Origin of the sequence: Gluconobacter sp. P5H9_a, from assembly GCF_018812085.1 — a bacterium.
Lineage (GTDB): Bacteria > Pseudomonadota > Alphaproteobacteria > Acetobacterales > Acetobacteraceae > Gluconobacter.
In genome coordinates this window covers 357,663-380,203 of the sequence record NZ_JACRVW010000002.1, presented here as the reverse complement: position 1 = coordinate 380,203, position 22,541 = coordinate 357,663, and the positions used below count along the sequence as shown (strand labels likewise).

At 55.0% G+C, this 22,541-nt stretch carries 21 protein-coding genes; 12 read left to right on the top strand and 9 right to left on the bottom strand.

The genetic code is table 11. The annotated features are described in order from the left end of the window. Positions 1-118 precede the first annotated feature (118 nt). Together KP708_RS03520 and KP708_RS03515 are read left to right on the top strand one after the other, a co-directional pair. Positions 119-1,057 (top strand): ABC transporter substrate-binding protein, encoded by a 939-nt coding sequence (locus tag KP708_RS03520; RefSeq protein ID WP_215750414.1) that lies wholly within the window; start codon positions 119-121, stop codon positions 1,055-1,057. 44 nt (positions 1,058-1,101) lie between these two features. Beyond that, on the top strand, positions 1,102-2,271 hold the full coding sequence (locus tag KP708_RS03515; protein WP_215750413.1) for an acyl-CoA dehydrogenase family protein: 1,170 nt from the start codon (positions 1,102-1,104) through the stop codon (positions 2,269-2,271). Positions 2,272-2,323: 52 nt separating this feature from the next. Here the strand turns inward: KP708_RS03515 and KP708_RS03510 are convergent, their stop codons facing one another. From KP708_RS03510 to KP708_RS03490, 5 genes are read right to left on the bottom strand one after another with little or no spacing between them, the layout of a single operon-like run. Continuing rightward, a complete protein-coding gene (locus tag KP708_RS03510) occupies positions 2,324-3,931 on the bottom strand; it encodes a rhodanese-like domain-containing protein (protein ID WP_215750412.1) in 1,608 nt (535 codons plus the stop codon). Beyond that, positions 3,928-4,524, bottom strand: coding sequence for a cysteine dioxygenase (locus tag KP708_RS03505; RefSeq protein WP_215750411.1), 597 nt, complete (start codon positions 4,522-4,524; stop codon positions 3,928-3,930). Before KP708_RS03505 ends, KP708_RS03510 begins: the two co-directional genes overlap by 4 nt. 14 nt (positions 4,525-4,538) lie before the next feature. Next, positions 4,539-5,345 carry a class II aldolase/adducin family protein gene (locus tag KP708_RS03500; RefSeq protein ID WP_202208252.1) on the bottom strand — a complete coding sequence of 269 codons (807 nt, stop codon included), beginning with the start codon at positions 5,343-5,345 and terminating at the stop codon, positions 4,539-4,541. A gap of 19 nt (positions 5,346-5,364) precedes the next feature. Continuing rightward, entirely contained in the window at positions 5,365-6,360 is a 996-nt protein-coding gene (locus KP708_RS03495) for an NAD(P)-dependent oxidoreductase (RefSeq protein ID WP_215750410.1), read from the bottom strand. Positions 6,361-6,363: 3 nt separating this feature from the next. Continuing rightward, positions 6,364-7,458, bottom strand: a complete 1,095-nt coding sequence (locus KP708_RS03490) for an LLM class flavin-dependent oxidoreductase (RefSeq protein WP_215750409.1) — start codon at positions 7,456-7,458, stop codon at positions 6,364-6,366. 142 nt (positions 7,459-7,600) lie between these two features. On the opposite strand from KP708_RS03490, the gene KP708_RS03485 reads away from it, so the two are divergent. From KP708_RS03485 to KP708_RS03455, 7 genes are all read left to right on the top strand, one after another. Then, positions 7,601-8,485 (top strand): LysR substrate-binding domain-containing protein, encoded by an 885-nt coding sequence (locus KP708_RS03485; RefSeq protein WP_202208258.1) that lies wholly within the window; start codon positions 7,601-7,603, stop codon positions 8,483-8,485. A gap of 97 nt (positions 8,486-8,582) precedes the next feature. Continuing rightward, positions 8,583-9,269: a peroxiredoxin-like family protein gene (locus KP708_RS03480; protein WP_215750408.1), complete on the top strand. Its 687-nt coding sequence runs from the start codon at positions 8,583-8,585 to the stop codon at positions 9,267-9,269. Beyond that, entirely contained in the window at positions 9,259-9,804 is a 546-nt protein-coding gene (locus tag KP708_RS03475) for a flavin reductase (protein ID WP_202208262.1), read from the top strand. Before KP708_RS03480 ends, KP708_RS03475 begins: the two co-directional genes overlap by 11 nt. Positions 9,805-9,827: 23 nt before the next feature. Then, a complete protein-coding gene (locus KP708_RS03470) occupies positions 9,828-10,904 on the top strand; it encodes an ABC transporter substrate-binding protein (RefSeq protein ID WP_215757148.1) in 1,077 nt (358 codons plus the stop codon). Beyond that, the gene (locus KP708_RS03465; protein ID WP_215750406.1) at positions 10,904-11,899 is read left to right on the top strand and encodes an ABC transporter permease; all 996 of its coding nucleotides are present in this window, start codon (positions 10,904-10,906) and stop codon (positions 11,897-11,899) included. The genes KP708_RS03470 and KP708_RS03465 overlap by 1 nt, the downstream gene beginning before the upstream one ends. Next, the gene (locus KP708_RS03460; protein WP_215750405.1) at positions 11,893-12,663 is read left to right on the top strand and encodes an ABC transporter ATP-binding protein; all 771 of its coding nucleotides are present in this window, start codon (positions 11,893-11,895) and stop codon (positions 12,661-12,663) included. Before KP708_RS03465 ends, KP708_RS03460 begins: the two co-directional genes overlap by 7 nt. A 762-nt stretch (positions 12,664-13,425) precedes the next feature. Continuing rightward, on the top strand, positions 13,426-14,700 hold the full coding sequence (locus tag KP708_RS03455) for a glycosyltransferase family 2 protein (protein ID WP_215750404.1): 1,275 nt from the start codon (positions 13,426-13,428) through the stop codon (positions 14,698-14,700). On the opposite strand, the gene KP708_RS03450 is transcribed toward KP708_RS03455, so the two are convergent. The 4 genes from KP708_RS03450 to KP708_RS03435 all read right to left on the bottom strand — a co-directional run bounded on the left by KP708_RS03450 (position 14,582) and on the right by KP708_RS03435 (position 18,422). Beyond that, positions 14,582-15,202: a class I SAM-dependent methyltransferase gene (locus tag KP708_RS03450; protein WP_215750403.1), complete on the bottom strand. Its 621-nt coding sequence runs from the start codon at positions 15,200-15,202 to the stop codon at positions 14,582-14,584. The genes KP708_RS03455 and KP708_RS03450 overlap by 119 nt on opposite strands. Further along, positions 15,199-15,930, bottom strand: coding sequence for a PIG-L family deacetylase (locus KP708_RS03445; RefSeq protein WP_215750402.1), 732 nt, complete (start codon positions 15,928-15,930; stop codon positions 15,199-15,201). The genes KP708_RS03450 and KP708_RS03445 overlap by 4 nt, the downstream gene beginning before the upstream one ends. Continuing rightward, positions 15,927-17,063 (bottom strand): acyl-CoA dehydrogenase family protein, encoded by a 1,137-nt coding sequence (locus tag KP708_RS03440; protein ID WP_215750401.1) that lies wholly within the window; start codon positions 17,061-17,063, stop codon positions 15,927-15,929. The genes KP708_RS03445 and KP708_RS03440 overlap by 4 nt, the downstream gene beginning before the upstream one ends. 132 nt (positions 17,064-17,195) lie before the next feature. Then, a complete protein-coding gene (locus tag KP708_RS03435; protein WP_215750400.1) occupies positions 17,196-18,422 on the bottom strand; it encodes an MFS transporter in 1,227 nt (408 codons plus the stop codon). Positions 18,423-18,693: 271 nt separating this feature from the next. On the opposite strand from KP708_RS03435, the gene KP708_RS03430 reads away from it, so the two are divergent. Genes KP708_RS03430 through KP708_RS03420 form a run of 3 tightly spaced genes read left to right on the top strand, consistent with a single transcriptional unit; the run spans position 18,694 to position 22,463 of the window. Further along, positions 18,694-19,200, top strand: coding sequence for a (2Fe-2S)-binding protein (locus tag KP708_RS03430; RefSeq protein ID WP_202208280.1), 507 nt, complete (start codon positions 18,694-18,696; stop codon positions 19,198-19,200). Further along, a complete protein-coding gene (locus KP708_RS03425) occupies positions 19,197-20,204 on the top strand; it encodes a xanthine dehydrogenase family protein subunit M (RefSeq protein ID WP_215750399.1) in 1,008 nt (335 codons plus the stop codon). Before KP708_RS03430 ends, KP708_RS03425 begins: the two co-directional genes overlap by 4 nt. A 12-nt stretch (positions 20,205-20,216) precedes the next feature. Then, on the top strand, positions 20,217-22,463 hold the full coding sequence (locus KP708_RS03420; RefSeq protein WP_215750398.1) for a xanthine dehydrogenase family protein molybdopterin-binding subunit: 2,247 nt from the start codon (positions 20,217-20,219) through the stop codon (positions 22,461-22,463). Positions 22,464-22,541: the final 78 nt, after the last annotated feature.

Here is a 22,541-nt window from a genome sequence, read left to right as displayed (position 1 = left end):
TATTCTAAATACCAATGTTTGACGTGATTTAATTGTGCCTGGAGAAACATGCCGTCAGGTTACAGGCTCTCCTGTTATACGCAGGGTCCATTTCCCAGATCTGAACGAGTTGTTTTTCATGGCTTCTGCGAGAAAATTCCTGCCTTTTATGGCTGCGGTTCTGTTGGGAACCTCGTTTGCGCATGCTGAAGAGACCCTGATCGTTGCCGACCAGAAAGGGCAGCAGAAAGCCCTTCTCGAAGCCGCCGGACAAGACAAAAACTTGCCCTACACTCTTCGATGGACCGAATTTGAGGCTGCCGCTCCACTTTTGCAGGCACTCGCCGCAAATGCTGTTGACACAGGAATTGCAGGAGATGGCCCGTTCCTTTTTGCTTGGGGCGCTCATCTCCCTATCAAAGCCGCCTTTCTGGTGCCTCCCAGAGGTGGGGGAGAGTCAACTGCGGTGGTAACCGGGCCATCTTCCCCCATTCACACTGCGGCAGATCTGGCTGGGAAAAGGATTGGGACAGGCAAAGGCTCAATCGGCCATCTCCTTCTTCTACGGCTGATTGCCTCCGGTTCTATCCCTGCCCCCGCGCCTCACATCGTGTTTCTTGCCCCTGCTCAGGCCAAGGCCGCGCTTGATACAGGGCAGATTGATGCGTGGTCCACCTGGGAGCCGTACGTCTCACTTGCTGTCATTCAGGGTCATGCACGGAACATCGTGGACGGTCGAAATGTCATGCCTAACAACAGCTTTTTTGTCGCCACTAACGAAGCCCTGGTGACAAAACACGCTCAATTGGCAGATTTCTATAAGCGCGTGACGGCCGCCTATGCATGGGGGGCAAAACATCAGGTTGAGTATGCGGCTATTCTCGCGCGACAGACGGGTTTACCTCTTCCTGTTGCTGCGGCTGTAGCCAAACGTCTTATCGCTTCTCCTGCGCCCTTAACTCCAGAAATCATTCAACAGGAGAAGACAACCTTAGACGCTTATCGTTCGGGCGGTTTCCTGACTGATGCAGGGAAGCTCGAAGATGCTTTCGACCTGACGGTTTCCACACCCCAATAAATACGCTCTAGTATCTGCCAGATGAGGAAAGACGGAGAAACGTCATGGGTGACAGTCCATTTTCCCCCGCAACCAATCCTGCCGCTACGGACAAGACGCTCGACGAACTGGTTCAGGTCTTTGTGGAACGTGCACCACGTTATGATCGCACCGGCAACATTGCGACTGAGAACCTGCACGATCTCCATGAAGCCGGCTTTCTTGCCCTGGCACTGCCGAAGACTGCTGGAGGCCAGGACATTTCTTTACGGACAGTGACGCAGATTATCGGCCGCCTTGCGCAGGGTGACCCCTCAACTGCTCTCATTCTGGCCATGCAATATCTGCAATCCGGCGCGTTCTCTCATTCGTCTCAGTGGTCAGAGGATGTCAAACAGGAGCTCTTCGAAAGCATTCATCAGGAAGGCGCGCTGATTAATGCGCTGCGTGTAGAGCCGGAACTGGGAACCCCTGCCCGTGGTGGAGTGCCTGACACCACAGTTAGCCGTCATGGCTCGGCATGGCGCATCAATGGGCGCAAGATTTTTTCAACAGGGTCTACAGCGCTTCAGTGGGGTGTAGTGTGGGCGAAAACTGATGACGCCGAACCAAAAGTCGGGCCGGTTCTCGTTCCTCTGGACCTGAGAGGTGTAAGGATCGAGAAAAGTTGGCATCAGCTCGGAATGCGCGCTACGGGAAGCCACACGATCATCTTCGATGATGTGGAGATCCCGGAACGGTATCTGGGTCTGCTGGCGCCTTCTCCTGCAGAAAAGAGTGGTCCCGTCGCGATTGCGAGTTGGCATGCCGTTGTCATTGCGGGGCTTTATAATGGCATCGCCATTTCAGCGCGGGATTGGCTGGTTGAATTTCTTCATAACCGCGTACCTTCCAATCTCGGGGCATCCCTTGCAACGTTGCCTCGTTTTCAGATTTTGCTGGGGGAGATCGATGCTCTCCTTCTGGCGAGCGAAGCTTTGATTGGCCATGCGATCGCTCTCTCGGAACAAGGCACAGAAAGTGATGCCCGCGCCGGACTCGTCAAACAGGTTGTCACGGAAAATGCCATTACAGCTGTAGGCAAAGCGGTTGCCGCCATCGGGAATCCCGGTCTGAGCCAGGATAATCCGCTTGAGCGGCATTATCGAAATGTTCTGTGCGGGCGCATCCATACACCACAGGGAGATAGTGCCCTGTTGGCAGCAGGCCGTGAGGCATTGAAAATTCAGGGATAAAAAAGCCCGGCGACTTCCTTGTCGCCGGGAAACAGAAGGATCTGAGCGAAGTTCAGATGTCTTCCAGAACCCTGAAACCGTGGGTTCCATCTTTCTCAAGCTGAGAGACCAGTCCGAACTCCCAGTCCAGATAAGCCTGCATGGCTTCTGATGCGTTGTCCGTTCCCTCGTAAGGACGTTTGTAAACATCATCGGAAGCTGAGAGAGCCTGTGCGTCATCAAACCCTGTTTCAAGCCCATAACCATGAGCCTGCCAGGCTTCCGTCCCCCCTTTTAGAACCCGGACCTGACGATTTTCTCCGGTAATGTCCGGCGCTGCCAGATGAGCAGCAATACCATTCGGTGAGACCAGAACAATTTCCTTGGCCTGCCGAATGACAGGATGAGATACCAGATCCGGGCGGATGACGAACCTCGCGCCCGGAATATGTCCTTTGCGAAAAACTGGACTGGTGGCGAGATCCAGAACCAGAACGTCGTCAGCCTCAAGGCGCTTATGCAGTTCTGCAGGGGAAAGCGTTTTCACCTCCGGCAATGGCCGTGAGAGTAAGGGGGCTTCCGGACCAGTTTCGAGGGGTTGTTCGTTCCATTCTTCCAGAACGTAAACTTCGTTCCATCCCAGTTGTCGGAGCCAATGAGCCGTCATTCTGGCCCGGACCCCATCATCGTCCGTTAGAACAATGGTTCCATGCCGAACTCCGACCCATTCGTCCGTAGCCTGCACAAGCTGGCCGCCTGGTGCGGAACGGAAATCCTTGAGATGACCTTCCGCGTATTCTTCAGGAGAACGAACATCCAGTCGATAGACAGTGCGTTTGGGATCGGCCAGCAGTTCTTCCAGTCCCTTCGCAGTCAGGGAGCGGACGCCCGTCCTGTCTGCCAGCAGTTCAGCACGCGCTCGGGCCGCCTGATGGTTCTGCTCTGAGACTTCTGTTCCTTTACGGGAGGCTCCATGTTCGAGCGAAAGCCCTTCCAGCGTCCAGCCAATCGTACCGTTTCGAAGCGCAAAAACCGGATTGGGAATTCCAGCATTGACGAGGGACTGCGTGCCAATGATGGATCTTGTCCGTCCCGCACAGTTCACAATCACGGTTGTTTCCGGCGAAGGCGCAATATCCCGAACCCGCAACGCCAGTTCGCCGCCCGGAACTGAACGACCGCCAGGGATGGCCATGACATTGTATTCGATGAACCGGCGTGCATCGAGAATGACAAGATCATCGCCGCGCTTGATTCTGTCATGGACCTCACGCGCTGGGAGAGATGGTGTGTGACGGACATGCTCGACGAGTTCGCCAAACGCCTTGGACGGGACGTTCACATCAATGAAGATCTCACCCCCGGAGCGTTTCCAGCCCTCCAGACCACCCTCCAGCGCCGAGACGTCCGAATATCCAAGGGACTGGAGCAGTCGAACAGCTTTTGCCGTACGGCCTTCCCCGTTATCATAAACAACGATGGGTGCATCCTTGCGGGGTACCAGCCCGGCAATGCGCTCCTCAATGCGCCCAACAGGCAGATTGACCGCAAAGAGCGGATGCGCCGAGGCAAATGGCCCCTCTTCCCGAACATCCAGCAGCGCGATTTCAGCACCGTTTTTCAGGCTCTGCCGGACGTCTTCCGAAGAGGTCACTGGCAGAAGGTTTGTAATGCTGTTCATGCAGCTTTGCTCCTGGAACGATCCCAGAGATTGGGAACATCCTCGCTCGAATATCCGGATATGAAGGTCTTCTCGGTGCCACTGGTCTCATCGTAGACGGCGCGCGAAACCCCACCGATATTGGCGCCATACACATGGATGGAAATTGATGTCTTATCTGGCAGGGCATTGGCCACGAGATGATAGTCATTCACCCCCGGCGCAAGAAACGCGACTTCACCCGGTTCGAGGAAATCCGTTTCGCCTTTTTCAAAGCTTCCGTTGTCCTTTCGTGTGAACTGCGTTTCGCTTTCCTTCCCGCGCAGCATCCCAATCAGCCCCCAGACGCGATGATCGTGCAAAGGCGTTCTCTGCCCCGGACCCCAGACGAAACTGACGACAGAAAACCGCTCCAGTGGATCACAGTGAAGGAGATACTGGCTGTAGCGTTCCGGATGCGGCCGGGTATAAGTTTCGGGCAACCAGTCATCTTGCGAGACGAGGGTTTTCAGAAGCTCTGCACCCGCTTTCTGGATGGACGCCGCGTCCGAATGTGTTTCGAAAAGCCGCGTAAATCCGGAAACGAACTCTCGTAATGGCTCAATACTCGTCATTGATTTAGCAGTCCTTAATCGAGCAGATCTGGCTCAAGTGCGACGATCCAGTCCCAAAGAGGCTGGAACGAATAATAGGCGCCCTGTGCAGTTCCGACCTGGCTGGCGGTCAGCCGTGCAATATCCGGCGCAATAGGCTTCAGCGGTCCGGCGGCCTGCGCCAGAAGCTGGGTATGGGCAGCGTTGTCCATAGCCAGGAACCACCATGCCACGGCCTCAACGGTCGGCCCGGCGGTCAGAAGACCGTGGTTCTGAAGGATCAAAGCTTTCCGGTTTCCCAGCGTCGCGGCCAGACGGTCGCCTTCACTGTCATCCAGAACCACCCCACTGAAAGGATCGAAGACTGCATGATCTTCGTAAAAAGCGCAGGAATCCTGCGTGATGGGAAGCAATTCGGTCCCTAATGCAGAAAACGCCTTGCCATATGTGGAATGGGTGTGCGCCGCAGCGACCACATCCGGACGCGCTCGATGCAGAGCCGAATGAATGGTGAAGCCCGCTGTATTGATCGGGCGATCCCCGATCAGGATATTTCCTTCATGATCCACAAGCTGAAGATCGGAAACCTTGATCTGCGAGAAATGCACGGCCAGCGGATTGATCCAGTACCGCTCCGGGAACTCAGGATCACGTGCTGTCACATGCCCCGCAAGCCCCTGATCGAAGCCATAGCGTCCGAATAGCCGAAAAGTCGCGGCAAGACGCTGCTTACGGTGTAGCCGCTCCTCTTCAAACGTCGCCGCAGGCTTGCGGGGCTGAAGCCGGTGAGTCCGTGCACGGACTTCCTGCAGGGACGAGATGTTATGTTGTGTCGCACTCATGAGAGTCTTCCTTGAGAAATCAGTATCCGCGGATCAGATCCAACCGGGCTTCCAGCGGCCGCCCCTGAAGGAAATTTTCGAAATTTCGGGTAATGCGCTGCCCCAGACTGGCCAACACGTCTGGCCCGGACCAGGAAATGTGTGGCGTCAGCCGAATTTTGGGGTGGGTATAAAAAGGATGCCCCGCAGGAGGAGGCTCCGGCGCCGTAACATCAAGCGTAGCCGCCGCGACACGTCCATGATCCAGACTGCTGAGAAGCGCTGCTTCATCTATCAGCTTTCCACGTGCCACATTGACGAGATGCAGCCCGGGCTTTGCTCGCGCCAAAACAGCCGCTCCCACGATCCTGTCCGTTTCTGAAGTCAGCGGCAGAGCCAGCACCAGATGATCGGAGCGTTCAAACAGCGTCCCGAGATCAGCTACAGGCTGCACATCTTCCCGGACGGCTTCTCCATCTGTCCAAGCGCTTCTGCGCCAGACGAGAACGGACATCCCGAAACTCCGTGCCAGACGGGCAATTGCCTGCCCAATGGCCCCATACCCCGCCAGACCAAGTGTCCGCCCTGCCAGCGATCCCAATGGCGTCTCATGCTTGACGACGGAAGCCTGCTGGCCCCAATCCTCGGGAGATAAGGGCTTGAACGTTTCGAACCGCTTGGCCTGGGCCAGAAGGGCAAGAAGGACGTACTCAGCAATTGGGCCAGCCGCATTGCCGCGACCTGTCGTAATCTCTCGCCCCTGAAGCAGCCATTCTGGAAAACCGTCAATTCCAGCCGAAGCAATCTGCACCCAGCGCAGGGAAGAATTCCAGCTCGGTGGTGGGCTCGCAGGAGCATTTCGCCATGCTACTGACGGGCCAGTCAGCAGGATATCAGCCGTACCCGTATTCCATGGATCGGGCACATCCCTGTTTTGAGTGATGACCCGGACATGGTGGTCCAGTCCGGTGAGGAGTTTCCCGATTTCAGGTCCGATCTGGTTGATGACCGTCAAGGGTACGGAGGCGTCTCTCATGCGTCAGGCAGCCTTCAGACCGGTGCGTTGATCTTCTTCTGCAACCAGCTTTCGAACGCGCGGCAACAGATCGCGCCCATAGTCGTAGGCATCCACCAGCGGATCGAACCCACGGATCAGGAACGTCGAAATTCCCAAGCGGTAATAATCAAGGAGTGCTTCAGCCACCTGATCCGGCGTTCCTACAAGAGACGTCGAATTTCCCTTGGCGCCTGTTAGTGCTGCAATGCCCGTCCAGAGACGCTTGTCCAGCCTTGAGCCTTGTTCGACCGCAGCCAGAAGGCGACGTGATCCTTCATTCGGAATGATAGTGGAGCGGGTGTAGCCCGTCTTTTCCTGAAGAGCCCGGGCCTTCTCGAGAATGGCATCGGCTTTGGCCCACGCGGCTTCCTCTGTCTCAGCCAATATTGGCCGAAGAGAGAGCGAAAACCGCAGATTGCTACGGCCGGCCTTTTCCGCCGCAGCGCGAACACGGGCTATAGTTTCACGAACCTGCTCATAGGTTTCACCCCAGAGAGCATAAACATCAGCCTGCTCACCTGCTACTGCGATGGCTTCCTCCGAGGAGCCACCGAAATAAACCGGAATGGCATCACCCTGATACGGCAGCACCCGGGACTGGGCACCTCGAACGCGATAGAATTTACCCTGATAATCGAATGGCTTCTGGCTGCTCCATTCGCGGCGCACGATTTCAAGGTACTCGCGGGTCCGTTCATATCGCTCCGTCTTGACGGTATGATCACCATCAGCCTGAAGCTCCGTATCACTTCCCCCTGTGATGATATGCACCGCAGCTCTGCCCCGACTGATCTGGTCAAGCGTTGCAAACTGGCGGGCAGCCAGAGTCGGTGCCGTAAACCCGGGGCGATGTGCGACCATAAGGCCAAGCGTCCGCGTCGTGGCAGCAACATGCTGGGCAAGCAGGATGCTCTCGGGAGAATTAGAGTGGAAAGCAATCAGCACCCGATCAAAACCGCCATTCTCATGAATTTTGGCGGCAGTTTCGATATGGGAGAGATCAATGACCGGCTCCGCCGGCGGAATGATCTCAGAATGGTTCTGACTGCTCACGAACCCGATGAATTCCACAGGCATGGCTAAGCCCCTAAAAGACTATAATAAATTGTTGTATTGACAATATACTCATTTTATTACGTCATAATTCAAGCAAGAAACACAAATGCCACACTTTTGCATGGTTAAATATACTACCATGCCTCCAGCACGGAGCGCTGCTATGTCCCACACGTCCCTTCCCCAGCGCATGGCACGCAATGTTCCGACTGAACTTCTGCGGTCTTTCGTCGCGATCGTGGAGGCCGGCTCCATGGCGCAGGCAACAGAGACGATCTTTCTGACCCAGTCCGCCCTGAGTCTGCAGATGAAGCGACTGGAAGACGTGCTCCAGCAGAAGCTTTTTCGACGGGATGGGCGAAAGCTGGTTCTTACACCTGCGGGTGAAGAACTCGTGGCCTATGCGCGGCAGCTTCTCGCCCTCAATGACCGGATCATGCACAAACTTGGCGATGTTTCAGAACCGGAACCGATCACGATCGGCATGGTGCAGGACTTTGCTGATACTATCCTCCCCGACGTTCTTGCCCGTTTCCGTCTCGAACATCCCCGGTGCAGGCTGACCGTGCGCGTGGGCGGTTCAGCGGAGCTGCTGGAAATGTTCGACCGCTCCCGCTTGGATATCGTGCTGTGCCTCGGCCAGCATGGGGATCGTCCCAATTCGTCTTGGCGTATCGTCGGGCATGACAGAATGGTCTGGATTGGTGATCCCGGCGTTCTGGATCAGTCTGAAATCCCGCTTGTTCTGCTGGAACCTCCCTGCCGTTTCAGGGAAGCGGCCCTCAGAACCCTTGCAAAGGCCCGCAGAGATTACCGCATTGTGCTGGAAACTCCTCACCTTCCCGCCATGCGTGCTGGTGTCCGGAGCGGCTTGGGGGCCAGTTGCCGGACACGGCGTTTTGCGACAGCGGAAGGGCTTTCCATCCTGCCGACGGGTATTTTACCGGAAGTCCCGGAGATCGAGACCATTCTCGTTCAGAGAAACGGCCTGCCGGATGCCGCACAGGATCTGGCCGAACTGCTGGCTCAGGCGACAGCAGATCAATGATCGCGCGCAAATTGCCACATAAGAAAAACTCTTTGGAATCCGTGTTCAATTATCCCGCATGGTGCACCGATCAGGTCACCCTCGGGGTATATTAAGCATGAGCACTTCCACGTCTTCCCTTCAAAGCCGGTATGAAGCTCTTGAGACCGAACGTCGCAGAGCGTGGTCTCCTGAAGCTTTGGCTGGAAATATTGCTCAGCGGGACGCTCTTGTCCGGTCTCATTCTCAAACAGCGCACGCAAAAGCCGGGGACGTTCTGTCTCCGCATACTCTCTCGGATGCAGATGGTTCCACGATTTCACTGGATGATCTGGTCTTGTCAGGGTCAGCAGTCCTGATTTTTTTCAGGTTCGCAGGCTGTCCAGCCTGTAACGTGGCTTTGCCCTACTACTCAGAAACCCTAGCGCCCCTTCTGAAGGCCGCAGGCATTCCGCTGGTTGCGGTGTCCTCCCAGCCTTTTCCTGAACTCGCTAGCATCAGAACGCGAAATGCCCTGTCTTTCCCGGTTCTGAATGATGCAGGCCTGACGTTGGCCCGGGCTCTGGGCATTACCTATGTCTTTGATGACGCTGCGCGGGAAGCCGCCATTTCCAAAGGCGGTCGCAGTGAAGCTCTGAATGGTACATCCAGTTGGGAGCTTCCCAAACCAACGGTTCTGGTTCTTAGCCCCGGACGGGTGGTGAGATTTATCGATATCTCCCCAGACTGGATGCGCCGAACTGAAACTCTAACCATCCTGAAAGCCCTCGGGCTTGAAAACAGAGGCGTCTCTCATGCCGCATAATACCGTCACCCTATTTCCACAGAACACTCTCGACACGCCTGCCGTCAGCCAGGAACTGTTTCGTGAAGCCATGAGTTTGCTCGGTGCTCCTGTTGTGCTGGTGACGACGGATGGACCGGGAGGACGTCAGGGATTGACCGTTTCCGCTATCAGCAGCGTCAGCGACACACCCCCGACGGTCCTGGTCTGCCTTAATCGCAGTAACCGCTCTCATCAGTCGTTCCTGAAGAATGGGGTGGTTGGAATTAGTGTTCTTTCACCAGTCCATCATGAATTGGCGCGGGTTTTTGCAAGCCGATCCGTGGAACCTGACGAGAAGTTTGCTCACGGCAACTGGGTTCTTGGTGAAACCGGATCCGCACTGCTGTCAGATGCACTCGTCACGCTCGACTGTGAGATTGACGCCATTCAGAGCGCAGGTACCCACGATGTTCTGTTCTGTGCCGTCAAATCCATTTCCACCAGCACAGACGCCAACCACGGTCTCGCCTGGTTTTCCAGGGGTTTTCACCATCTGCCCGTCAAGCGGGCCTGAATGATTTTTCAGGATAAAGAATAATGCTCAATGCGCTCCATCCCTCGCGCCGCACTGTCCTGACTGGCTCTCTGGCCGGTGTAACTGCTTTGGGAATTCACGGACACCGTGCTTTCGCACAGTCCATGGACCACATGGATATGGGAGGAGCGCAAAATCAGTGTCMGGCTGCGGGCCCCGCCACTGTTGAACCCATTCCCGGATCGCCTCGCAACCTGACAATTGCATGGAACGAAGCTTCGATCTGCACGGCCGCCGTTCCCGTGGCCAAGGAAAAAGGGTTTTTCAAGAAATACAATCTGAACATCGATTACGTGAATTTTGCAGGAGCGACCGATCAGCTGCTGGAGGCGCTTTCAACAGGCAAGGCTGATGGCGCACCTGGTATGGCTCTCCGGTGGCTCAAGCCGCTTCAGCAGGGCTTTGACGTCAAACTTGTGGCGGGGCTGCACGCGGGATGCATGTACCTCATGACCACTCCTTCCACCGGGATCAAAACGCTTGCCGACCTGAAAGGTAAAACCGTCGGCGTGACGGATATTGGTGGTCCGGATCGGAATTTTTTCAGTATTCGCCTGAAAGAAGCCGGGTTGGATCCGGAAACAGACGTTCAGTGGAGACAGTTCCCGGCGGATCTGCTGCCTTTGGCTTTGCAGCGTGGAGAGGTCCAGGCCATTTCGGATGCTGACCCGTTCTCCTATCCGCAACGTCGTCAATTCGGCCTGTTGGACATTGATAATAACATGAAAGGCGAATGGGCTCACCTGACCTGCTGCGTTATAGGCCTGCGAGGGAGCCTTATCCGGAATGAGCCCAAGGTCGCTGCGGCAGTAACGCGCGCGATTATGGACGCTGGCGCGTGGCTGGCCTGCAACCCTGAAGAAGCCGCTACCATTTTCCAGCCTTATGCTCCGAAGGTCAGTGTCAAGGATCTGGCCGCGATGCTCCAGATGCAGGGCCATCACCATCAGACCCTGACAGGAAATTTCAGGCAGGAAATCGTACGTTATGCGGAAGCGCTTAAACAGATTGGGGTTTTTCGCCCTTCTTTGAATACGGATCGCTACGCACAGCGCGTCACTCAGGACCTGTTCAGCTGATGAGCGAGACGTCCTTTGCAGCGCCACAATCGCAATCGTTAAACCCACCGGAGGCAACACAAACAAGAGTGTTGTCTCGCTCTCTTTTCTGGCGATGGGGCGCGGGTCCAGCATGGCTGCTCGCTGCGCTGGTAACGTGGAAGTGGCCTGATGCGGATGATTTCCCCGCGACAAACCAGTTCGCAGCGCTCTTGGCGGCAGTAGGCCTTTTTCTGATTGTTCTTGCCGCGATTGGCCGCTTACAGAACCGTGCTCCATGGGCGCTTGTTCTCGGGATCGGACTGGGGGTGTGGGAAACGGTACAGGCCAAGCTTCTGCTGCTGCCGAGACCATTTTTCGGAACACCCCAGGATCTGCTTGATGTGTTCCTGACGGACTGGAAACGCCTCGGAGACAGTCTTTTTCATTCCTTGCTGCTTCTCGCGGGCGGATATGTTTCTGGTTCCATCCTGGGGATTATTGTCGGCGTCGCATTAGGCCGTTCTCATTACGTCCGCTACTGGGTTCGACCGATTATGCGGGTTGTTGGGCCATTGCCACCCGTTGCCCTTCTTCCCCTGGCATTTGTCGTTATTCCCTCAACACGACTGGCGGGTGAGGCTCTCATGGCGCTCGCAGCGGGTTTTCCAGTGGCTGTTCTGACATGGTCAGGCGTGTCGGCTGTTGATCCGGCCTATTACGATGTTGCCAGAACCATGGGAGCCCGAAATCGCTTTCTGGTTCTTCGTGTCGCGCTCCCGGCCGCAACCCCACAGATCTTTGTCGGTCTCTTCATGGGGCTGGGTGCGTCTTTCGCCATGCTGGTTGTGGCTGAGATGCTTGGAGTGAAATCAGGATTAGGCTTCTACATGCAATGGGCTCAGGGCTGGGCGGCCTATCCGAACATGTATGCGGCTCTGTGCGTCATGTCCCTGATGTGCACAACGCTCATGACATTGCTGTTCAAGGTAAGGGATCATCTTCTCAAGTGGCAGAAGGACGGGCTCAAATGGTAAATTCCTCCGCTCCAGAGGCGCCTCTTGGGCTGACATTGTCCCATGTTCATCACAGCTACGATCTGCCGTCAGGCTCGCGACTTGTATTGGAGGATGTGAGCCTCGATGTGGCGCCGGGTGAATTCGTAGCCTTGATCGGACCATCGGGATGCGGAAAATCAACCCTTCTGCGTCTGGTGGCGGGGCTGGAAGCGCCAGATGCCGGAACACTTCTGGCCGATGGAGTTCCCATTGCTGGCCCTGATCCCAGCCGCATCATCATGTTCCAGGACCCTACGCTTTATCCATGGCGGACAGTGCGTGGCAACATTGCCCTTGGACTGGATATTCGGAAGGAAAAAGATGCGGAGGCGATTGACGCCGCCATTCGCCTTGTCGGTTTGGAAGAATTTGCCGCAGCATGGCCGCATCAACTCTCTGGTGGCATGGCCCAGCGCGTTGCTCTGGCCCGTGCCCTGATCAATCATCCACGGTTACTCATTCTGGATGAGCCCCTCGGCAAACTTGACAGCCTGACCCGTCTGGCCATGCAGACTGAACTGTATCGTCTTTGGAGCTCCCAGGGCTTTACAGCCCTGATGGTCACACATGACGTTGAAGAGGCCCTTCTTCTGGCAACGCGCGTGATTATATTCAGTCCGCGGCCTGCTCAAATCATAGCGGATATACGCATTGACGGGGCTCAACCTCGCCATCGGGATGACCCTTCCCTTCAGAAGCTACGAGCCGATATCCTGCTTCAGCTTGAAGCTGCCATGCTCTGAAGATTTTCTCTACTTTGCATAGTATTTCGTGCAATGTGCCACCAAGGGCGGCCTAGCTTCATACGCAGCAGATGATGATTTTTTACAGGTCGGGCGAGTTCATGGCTTCTAAGGGCGTCGTGTAACTCGCCCGACGCCAGCGTTTCACAGATAGGCTCATATCAGCTTGCTCACAGAGTGGCTTTGTCGCCGTCACCAACAAGCCCCGCAACGCCCTATTTTCTGGTATTCATAGCCAGACATGAAAACGGGAGCCTGTCATGAGACATAAATGGATTATCTTGGTCACGTGCATCGTGCTGGTGGCGTTGATGCTTCTTGCTATGTCTCTTTCTCGGCATGTTGCACCCTCCTTGGGCGAACGGCGCACGGAGCATGCGAACCCTACCCCAGGAGCGAAAGGGTGGCGCGCATAGAGAGTGCCTAACAACAGATATTACAGAGTCATTAAAAACTGCTTTTTTCAGCCAAGGCTCCGAGAGAAACTTTTTTTTGGGTTATCCAGATACGATAACCAATGGCCCGCCAGCCTTAGTATACGAGAAAAGGATTGCCCTGCGGTTCGAATGAATTAACAGGATGGAGTGATAAACTTCAGAAGTGCCCGTCAAATCTGGCACTACGAAGTTCAAATTACGGTACCGGCTACGAAGATCGTATTTTCTTGGTGCTCGGTTGTTCAAGAATAAATCATATCTTTTTAAATTGATCTGAACTCTTGGTGCCTTCAGCCATTGATTCGTTTCCTCAACGGAGGCGAACATGTCTTTTCTCAATAGCGCCGGCCTCGGAACTCCGACAACAGCGAAGACTACGGATGATCTCCCCGAAGAAGAGGCATCTGAAAGATCATATTTTCCAGAGAGAAAAGTTTACACTCCGGCTCCTGGTGAGCCTTCGGGACGTCCTTACGGGCCAGAAAACCCGGTCCTCAATTTAAGCCTTACATCGGCAAGCAGACACTCGCTGGTCTGGAAAAAACAGCGAATTGTCGCGATCCCAGTGTGCAATGAGGAAGACTATATTGTTCCCTGTCTTCTGGCGTTGGCAGCGCAGAAGTATAAGGCAGACAAGGTTATTCTCTGGATCAACAACACCACAGATGATACATGTCTGCGAGCGCGTTCTCTGATTGATCAGCTGCCGTTCGAACTGGAAACGGTCACGGTTTTCTATGATGCGGCGTTGGCAAGTGCAGGTCTGGCACGACGGGATGCGATGGCTCATGCTGCCAGAGCCGCCTCGTCCGATGCCATTCTTTTCACTACAGATGCCGATAGTGAAGTTGCCTCTGACTGGATCGAAAGCATTCTTGCGGCTTTTGTCCGGTATCCGGTCGATGCTGTTTTTGGCCGGGTTCTTCTCCTGCCAGATGAATATAAGAAGATTCCTGCACATCTTCACGAGGACGAGCAGGCAGAACAGGCTTATGGGGCACTTCTCGAACAGATCGCGCTGCTGCTCAATCCTGAACCTTACGACCCTTGGCCCCGGCATCTTGAACATTCAGGAGCCAGCATCGCCGTCACGCACCAGGCCTGGAGCAAGGTCGGTGGGATTCCGCACATCCCATCTGGAGAAGATCGTGGATTTTATCAGGCATTGCGGCAGAACGGGATTCCGGTTCGCCATGCCCTGGACGTTAAAGTGTATGTATCCGCGCGTCTTCAGGGGCGCGCTCAAGGAGGTATGGCGGAAACTCTTGCCCGGAGACTGATCGCACAGGACGAATGTATCGACGATATTTTCGAACCGGTTTCGAGACGTCTTCTTCGTATCCGCAAAGAACTCAAATACTTGCGCGAAAGCCGGTTATCCATGTCCAACCAGCCATATCCGGAACTACCCGTTATCCGTATTCGTCGTAATGAGCTGCAAAGACACCATGAACGTGCTGAACGGGTTCTCAACTTTCTTTCTATAGTAAAGCATCGTGTCCCTGAAAATCTGCAATCTGCGACAGCCGATCAATACGATACCCCTCGCCTCGCTCTGACAGGTCAGGGTGCCAGTGTCTTTCACGACAGGCCTGAATGAACCCTTCGGCAGCCTCATCGCCGGTACACGGGGTATCGGTCTGCCCCGTCCAGTTTACGATCAGGATATGTCCCTCCGGTGTCAGGCTCTTCGTAGCCATGGCCGCAAGGCGCTGAATGTCGCTGGCCGTCAGGAAGTAAAGAACTTCGGAAATAAGGAGAAGATCGCAGCCGGACGCTTCAGCGATCGGATAGCCTGTCGGCAAAAAAGCTTTAAGAAAGCACACGTCTTCCTGTTTTCCCAAGCGCTGCTTTGCGATAGCAAGCGCATTTTCCGATGCGTCGACGGCCAGAATGCGTTTGCAGTGCTTCGAAAGCGCAAGTGTACTGACGCCGATCGCACATCCAAGTTCTACGGCAAAGGAAATCGGCGAGGCTGGAAGGCAGTCCAGAACCCGTGCCAGTTTCTTGTGTTCATATGGACTGTTTTCAAAATCCCATGGGTCAGGGTTGCTTTGAAACAGCTTGTCGAAGACTTCCGGCTTCCAGGTCTCGTTGCTCATGATGCGATGAAGAGTTCATAAGGCTGGAGCATTTTTTCGAGAAGCTGATCTGGCAGGACAAAACCATCCGGGTCATCCTCTATAACCAGTCCTCTTTGGCTTCGATGTGCTCGAATAGCCTCCCGTTTTTTGTTTAGAAAGGCCCTTACATCGAGCCGCCATCCTGTAGGGGGGCCTTCTTTGATCTCCTGCTCAGGTGGAAGGGTTAGCCCCCAGACCGGGTAAGCCAGTATTCGCAGTTGCGGTCGCAAAGCTTTCAGTTTCTGCCCCATGATCCAGACGGCTTCATGATCGCAGTGAGGGTCATGACGCCAAGGAACCAGAACTGTCTGGCAATTATGGCGGCCGACGATTTCAAGAAGGTGATGGATCGCAGCATCAAAGTCCTGTCCGTCCATTGGAACTGCGGTATCTGCCAATCCTAAAAACATTAGTCGGTCAGGAGCCAAGCCAAGCGCCTTTAAGGCCTGTCTACTTTCTTCCTGACGAAGGCTTGCAAGGCGCAAGGGTAGCCACGTCACGGAACCGGGGTGAGATGCAGAGCCATCAGAAACGATGACGACAACTGGTGGCCTGCCTTCTTTTACCGCAGTGGCGATGAAGCCCCCGCATCCCAAACTTTCATCATCCGGATGGGGAGAGAGGACAAGCGTGGTGCCCGGCGCCATCCTGTCGAGAGAGGTCACTGGAAAGGTGGCAAAGTGCCGAAGCATGTCCTTGATTTTCACAAACGTGTCTCCGGCCAGTCGTGCCTGACAAACCAGGCGGCGGCTTCGGTCAGCGCTTCGTCTGGGGCTGGCTGCCTCAGATACGTTGCCAGATCCCGCATGACTTGCTCAACCGCGCGGCCTTTCACGAAAGCGGAGAGTCCAAGACCTCGTTGTACAAGCGTGATCAGTTCCAGAGCTGCTCGTTCGACAGCAAGTCTCGCAAGATTGACCGTAGCGACGATCTCTTCCGGCCTCATCGCTACGCTCCCGCACGCGGCAAGAGCCGCCTGCTCGATCCAGAGGGCAGCAGTTTTTTGCAGAATGAGGGCTTCTCCGATCCGGCACAGCTGGTGGGGATTATCTGCCCGCTCCCGCGCCACAAGCTCCTGCCTCAGCAGATCGACCAGCCGGTCCATGCCTCCAAGGGCAACTGCTGATCCTCGCCATGCCCCGCCAGAAAATTCAGGCTGGTGAAGATAGTCTCCCGGAGCGCCCAGAACATTCTCGTCAGCCACAGGCAGATCCGTGAAATCATAAGCGCCTGTCCCACTTGCCTGCATACCGGTAAGCTTGCCAGGCCCGGAGAGCCTGCGTTTAGGGTCAGTGGTGGGCACAAGAACCATGACGGACGTGCCCTGCTCTGTGGTGGCTGTGATCAGCGCTAAGCCGACTTCACTGACGCCGCTGGCAAATCCTTTGATCCCGGAAAGCCTATAACCCCCATCGTCTTTGCTGATCAGCACGGAAGGGTTGCCGTCTGTGACCCATATGCCTGCCAGAACGCCTTTTTTCAGAGTTTGGCTCAGTGTGTGACACTGCTGCCTTGTGCCATACAGCGTGACAAGACGAATAACATTCACATGCCCTTCCAGACATCGCCCCAGAGACAGGCTCAGATAGCCCGTCCGTCGAAGGAGAGTCAGAAGAACACCATGTCCTTCCGCTGAGCAGGCCAGTCCGAAGCCGCCCTCATCTGCAGGAAGAAGGGCATCCAGTGCCCCGATTTCCTGAAGGGATTTCAAAAGGTCTTTGGGGAAAAGATTTTCTGTTGAACTGAAGGGCCTGTCTTTCCAGTCTTTAAAGAGGTCTTGCAGCGTGGCTCGAAAAGCAACAAGGCCTTCGTCAGAGAAACACTGACCTGAATTCGACATGCCCGAGTATCCTTCCGCACAACCCATTTTAGGCAACGCTCGGCGGCTGGGCTGAGATCCCCATTCGAAAGCCCTCTCCCGGTCACTCTTTTGAGGGCTGGGGTGCAATATCTATAAGCGGCACAGACCACATCATGCGGGATATGAACCTGTGCGATGGGTTTCCGGCATGCCCCACGCAAAAAGACAGGCTACAGCCGCGCCCGTAAGACCGAGGAGCAGGAAAGTTGTGTTGAATCCGTATCCTGACGTCAGAGCGCCCCCTGCAAGATTGGACAGAAGCGCGCCGATGGTCCCCAGAGCCAAACCCAGTCCGATCAGCAGATTTCGTCGTCCACTTTCCGAAGCAATATCCGAAAGAATGGCGTAGAACAGTACCAGAATAATGCCTGAAGACAGTCCATCCAAAATTTGAACAAGAGCAAGAGTTGGCCACCCTGCGCTCAGAACCACCAAGCCATCGCGTACGGGCTGAAGGGAAAGTGCCAGAATAAAAAGAGGCTTGCGCGGCCACTGCGGAGCCTTCTTGCCGACGAGAAAAGCAATGGGTGCCATGGTGATCTGAGCGACGACGATACAGATCGCTGTGACGATGGCAGGGTCACCAAGATGCAAAAAGGCGTAACGCTCGATCATAAGCGGGACCACGGCGCCATTTGCCACATTGAAAAGAAGATAAGTCGTCAGGAAGATCGCCAGCCGCGGCTCTGAGAGTAGCGTGCGGATAGCATGCAAGGTCTCTTTGAAGGATGCCGCTTCCCGGGATTGACCTGACGGTTCGTCCGCCTGAGCTGAAAAGCCAGCGACAAGAAGAAGACTGACCGCCGCAAGGCCACCAACGCCCCATAAGGGCGCTACCGGCCCTAACATCCTTCCGAGAAGACTCATCAAAAATCCGGAAGACGCGTTGCCCAGATGATTAAAAGATTCATTGCGGCCCATACGTCCGATATAGCCGCTGGCTCCTGCGGTATGATGGCTGATTGCTGCCAGAATTGGCGTAAAAAGTGCTCCTGCTCCACCGGCGATGAAATGTGCCAGAACAATAGGATAAAAGACCGGAGCCCAGGCCATGATGGCGACAGAGACAAAAGTCACACCACAGCAGATGGCAAGCATCACGCGCCGGCAGGCGACGATATCCAAAGCCCAGCCTCCTACAGAACGGGCCAGAACCGCCCCCAGCCCACCCGCAGCGATGGCGGCCCCAATCCGGTTCGAAGGCCAGTTATGGATCGTCAGAAAAGCCGTTAGGAAGTTACCCAGATTGTCCTGTACGTCCGCGAGGAGAAAACTCAGTCCGTCTAGCGAAAGGTCATCCTTTCGTTGTTGGGTCTGTGCTCTGTTTTCCGTCACCATGTTTCCAGTCAAAGTGTTTTAAAAAAGCGGCGGAAACTGGATCTCCATCGCTCCCATCATGAACGAGCAAGTCACGGATACGTTACGGAAAAACAGAAAAAGAAATCTCTAATCGACACGAAAGGCCGGTTTACCCTCAAATATCAGCTTATATTTTGGGCCGATAAAGATTTCATGCTTCGGGTGCACGAAATTCATATGAAACTCACCGGAGCACATACTCTTACACTCTGAACAGCCGAAAAACTGACGCTGAACGGAGCGATTTCCAATGACTGATCTGTCTGTCGCCAGCCCATGTCGCCTCAAAATAAATGGTAAGAGCCACACTGCTGATCTTCCACCCTGCGTGACGTTGCTGGATTTGCTCCGGGAGCGTCTTGATCTGACAGGCACAAAGAAGGGATGCGATCACGGGCAATGCGGCGCCTGTACTGTGCTGGTTAATGGAAAGCGCGTGAAAAGCTGCCTCATCCTTGCCGTTTCAATACCGGACGCTGAGATCACCACGATCGAAGGCCTTGGTTCAGACGGTCATTTGCATCCTATGCAGCAAGCTTTTATCGACCGTGACGCCTTTCAGTGCGGATACTGTACGCCAGGGCAAATCATGTCTGCTGTGGCGCTCCTGGAAGAAGGGCATGTCAGAACTCGTGAAGAAATCCGTGAGTTCATGAGCGGCAATCTCTGTCGTTGCGGAGCCTATAACGGCATCATCGATGCCATCGAACAGGTTGTTTCGCAGCAGCTTCAGAACCGAGCCGGAGAAGCAGCATGAGGCATTTCTCCTATTCTCGTCCCGAGACCTTCGAGAACGCCAGTCATATCCCTGACCATGCGCGATATCTCGCAGGCGGCACAAATCTGATTGACCTCATGAAATCCGACGTTGAGCGGCCCGAGCATGTCGTGGACCTCAATGCTTTGCCCATGAGCCAGATTGAGGAAAGACCTGCCGGGGGTCTACGTATCGGCGCTCTTGTCACCAATGCTGACACTGCGGCGCATCCGCTTGTTACAGAACGCTATCCTCTTTTAGCGTCTGCCATTCTTGCTGGGGCCAGTCCGCAAATTCGAAACCGGGCGACGAACGGCGGAAACCTGAACCAGAGAACGCGCTGCCATTATTTTTATGATCCCGATATGGCCTGCAATAAACGTTCTCCCGGAACGGGATGCTCTGCGAAGGGCGGACGCAACAGGATCATGGCCATTCTGGGGACCAGTGACGCCTGTATTGCCACCTTCCCTTCGGACATGTGCGTCGCCTTGGCTGCGTTGAATGCGACGGTCAATCTTATCGGCCCGGAAGGTGAGCGCGCTGTTGCCTTACGCGACTATCATCGCCTTCCGGAAGATACACCGTGGCAGGACAACGTTCTGCGTAAAGGCGAAATTGTCACGTCCATAGATCTGCCGCCCATCTCTTTCGGCAAAAATCACACCTATCTCAAGGTCCGTGATCGCCTGTCTTTTGCCTTTGCCATCGTATCGGTCGCTGTGGGTCTGCAAGTTGAAAACACTACGATCCGGAAGGCCAGTATTGCCATGGGGGGCGTTGGCACAAAACCCTGGTGTGTTCCCGAAGCGGAGGCACTTCTTGAAGGGAAAGCGCCGTCTCCCTCCCTGTTCCGGGATGTGGCCGAATGTCTTCTGCAAGGTGCAGTCACAGATCGCGACAATGCGGCAAAGCTCAAACTCGCCCCCCGTGTGATCATCCGGGCTTTGTTTCAGGCTGCCGGGGGCACTCCCCAGTCCCAGACGTACAAAAGCATTTTCTGAAAGAGGCCGGACATGACTCTTGTGTCAGCAAAAATTGGACAATCCGTCTCTCGGGTCGATGGCTTTGCCAAGGTGACAGGCCAAGCCAGATATGCTGCCGAACCGCATCCTGCAGGTATGCTGTATGGCTTCATCGTGAACAGCCCTGTTGTCCGAGGGAAGATCGAGGCCATTCGTGATGAAGCCGCTCGTGCGGTGCCGGGTGTGGTGGAGATCATGACCCACCTTAACAGACCGCACACGGCTCTTTTCGAGAAATCCTATGTCGATGGTCTTGGCGTTCCTGGCTCGCCTTACCGGCCCCTCCACGATGGGGAAATTCGTTTTAATGGTCAGCCGGTGGCTGTGGTCTTTGCAGAAACATTCGAAGCCGCGCGCGAGGCCGCGATGCTTGTGGAAGTCGACTATGAGCGCTGGCCCCATAATGCGGACTTCGAAGCCGCCCTGCATCAGAAATACATGCCTGAGAAACCTCGTAGCAATTACGTGCCGCCCAAATCACGCGGCAATGCAGCGGAGGCATACGCTTTAAGCCCTGTGAAGGTTGAAGGTCATTATCATCTGGCGCCTGAGCATCACAATCCCATGGAAATGCACGCTACCACCGTTATTGTCGAGGACGATGGGACGTTTACAGTCTGGGACAAAACGCAGGGCCCGCAGGCCGTACAGGCTTACCTGACAAGCGCGCTTTCTCTCTCGAAAGATCAAGTACGCGTTCGTAATCCCTATGTGGGTGGCGCTTTCGGATCAGGCCTGCGCGCGCAGCACAATGTATTTCTGGCAGCACTAGGTGCGAAAATGCTGAAGCGTTCGGTACGCGTTTCCCTGACACGCCAGCAAATGTTTACGCATGTCTTCCGCCCGGAGGCTATTATGGACATCGCGCTCGGCGCCACGCCGGACGGAACCCTGCAATCCATGATCGTCCAAGGCGTTACAGATACTTCCCGCTTTGAGCATAATATGGAGAATCTCGTTGTCTGGGGTTTGATCAATTACAAATGTCCCAATGCAACAGCCGACTACAAAGTCGCGCCACGTGATACCTATACATCCAGCGATATGCGGGCACCGGGTGCAGCCACGGGGGTCAATCTCTTTGAAATGGCCATCGATGAAATGGCCTATGCCTGCAACATGGATCCCTTGAAATTCCGCCTGCACAACTATTCCGATGTCGACGCCATGCATGACATGCCGTTGACCAGCAAAGCCTTGAAAGAGGCCATGTTTCAGGGCGCGGAACGTTTTGGCTGGCATGATCGTCCAATGGCGCCCAAAAGTATGCGAGATGGCAAGGAATTGGTCGGCTGGGGTATGGCGACAGGCATCTGGGATGCGATGTTCTCCCCCACTTCTGCTCGCGCCACCCTGACCGCTGATGGGCGTCTGCGTATTGCAACAGCCGCATCTGACATCGGGACAGGAACCTATACGATCCTGGCACAGACAGCCTCCGAGGCGTTTGGCGTTCCTATCGAAAAAATTGATATCGAACTGGGGGATTCAACTCTCCCTGAGTGCCCGACAGAAGGCGGCTCCTGGACAGCCGCCTCGGCTGGCGCTGCGGTCTGGCTTGCATGTCAGAGTTTGCGAGAGAAGCTGTTCAAAACGCTCAGCAAAAATGGTAGTAATTCCGCGTGGCTGACCGAAGGGCTGTTGAACAACACCATAGTGCTGAAAGATGGGTTCCTTCAAAGCGCAGAGACAAGTGAAACACTTAAACTTTCCCTACCAGAAGCCATTTCTTTGACTGGTCAAGAAATGCTCGAAGTTGAAGAAACTGCGAAACCGGGACTGCGCGGAACTCTTAGCCAGATGAGAAAGGCCCGTTTCACCCATAGCGCAGTCTTTTGCGAGGTTCGTGTGGATGAGGACCTCGGCATCATACGTGTAACCCGGCTGGTCAATGCCGTTGCGGCTGGCCGTATTATGAATCCCAAGACGGCAGCCAGTCAGGTTCGTGGTGCCATGGTGATGGCAACCGGGATGGCCCTTCACGAGGAATCTCTGATGGACGAGCGCGTTGGTCGCTTCATGAATCACAACTTTTCCGAATACCATATCCCGGCACATGCAGACATTCCGGACATGGATGTACTCTTTGTTGAGGAAAACGATCCGGAAGTGAGCCCTCTTGGCGTCAAGGGTGTGGGAGAGATTGGTATGTGTGGGACTGCTGCGGCGATTGCAAATGCCATCTTTCATGCAACAGGCCACCGCTATCGCAATCTTCCTATCATCCCTGGAAGCTGAGGCTCGTATCCTGTTGGGCTTATATGAGTCCAACAGGGAGAAACCGCAGTCAAAAATCAAATAACACGGTTCAGCAAC

What these genes read in the sequence shown, in the direction of transcription:
- KP708_RS03520 (WP_215750414.1), top strand. Translation starts at nt 119, where the DNA reads ATGGCTTCTGCGAGAAAATTCCTGCCTTTTATGGCTGCGGTTCTGTTG.
- KP708_RS03515 (WP_215750413.1), top strand. Translation starts at nt 1,102, where the DNA reads ATGGGTGACAGTCCATTTTCCCCCGCAACCAATCCTGCCGCTACGGAC.
- KP708_RS03510 (WP_215750412.1), bottom strand. Translation starts at nt 3,931, where the DNA reads ATGAACAGCATTACAAACCTTCTGCCAGTGACCTCTTCGGAAGACGTC.
- KP708_RS03505 (WP_215750411.1), bottom strand. Translation starts at nt 4,524, where the DNA reads ATGACGAGTATTGAGCCATTACGAGAGTTCGTTTCCGGATTTACGCGG.
- KP708_RS03500 (WP_202208252.1), bottom strand. Translation starts at nt 5,345, where the DNA reads ATGAGTGCGACACAACATAACATCTCGTCCCTGCAGGAAGTCCGTGCA.
- KP708_RS03495 (WP_215750410.1), bottom strand. Translation starts at nt 6,360, where the DNA reads ATGAGAGACGCCTCCGTACCCTTGACGGTCATCAACCAGATCGGACCT.
- KP708_RS03490 (WP_215750409.1), bottom strand. Translation starts at nt 7,458, where the DNA reads ATGCCTGTGGAATTCATCGGGTTCGTGAGCAGTCAGAACCATTCTGAG.
- KP708_RS03485 (WP_202208258.1), top strand. Translation starts at nt 7,601, where the DNA reads ATGTCCCACACGTCCCTTCCCCAGCGCATGGCACGCAATGTTCCGACT.
- KP708_RS03480 (WP_215750408.1), top strand. Translation starts at nt 8,583, where the DNA reads ATGAGCACTTCCACGTCTTCCCTTCAAAGCCGGTATGAAGCTCTTGAG.
- KP708_RS03475 (WP_202208262.1), top strand. Translation starts at nt 9,259, where the DNA reads ATGCCGCATAATACCGTCACCCTATTTCCACAGAACACTCTCGACACG.
- KP708_RS03465 (WP_215750406.1), top strand. Translation starts at nt 10,904, where the DNA reads ATGAGCGAGACGTCCTTTGCAGCGCCACAATCGCAATCGTTAAACCCA.
- KP708_RS03460 (WP_215750405.1), top strand. Translation starts at nt 11,893, where the DNA reads ATGGTAAATTCCTCCGCTCCAGAGGCGCCTCTTGGGCTGACATTGTCC.
- KP708_RS03455 (WP_215750404.1), top strand. Translation starts at nt 13,426, where the DNA reads ATGTCTTTTCTCAATAGCGCCGGCCTCGGAACTCCGACAACAGCGAAG.
- KP708_RS03450 (WP_215750403.1), bottom strand. Translation starts at nt 15,202, where the DNA reads ATGAGCAACGAGACCTGGAAGCCGGAAGTCTTCGACAAGCTGTTTCAA.
- KP708_RS03440 (WP_215750401.1), bottom strand. Translation starts at nt 17,063, where the DNA reads ATGTCGAATTCAGGTCAGTGTTTCTCTGACGAAGGCCTTGTTGCTTTT.
- KP708_RS03435 (WP_215750400.1), bottom strand. Translation starts at nt 18,422, where the DNA reads ATGGTGACGGAAAACAGAGCACAGACCCAACAACGAAAGGATGACCTT.
- KP708_RS03430 (WP_202208280.1), top strand. Translation starts at nt 18,694, where the DNA reads ATGACTGATCTGTCTGTCGCCAGCCCATGTCGCCTCAAAATAAATGGT.
- KP708_RS03425 (WP_215750399.1), top strand. Translation starts at nt 19,197, where the DNA reads ATGAGGCATTTCTCCTATTCTCGTCCCGAGACCTTCGAGAACGCCAGT.
- KP708_RS03420 (WP_215750398.1), top strand. Translation starts at nt 20,217, where the DNA reads ATGACTCTTGTGTCAGCAAAAATTGGACAATCCGTCTCTCGGGTCGAT.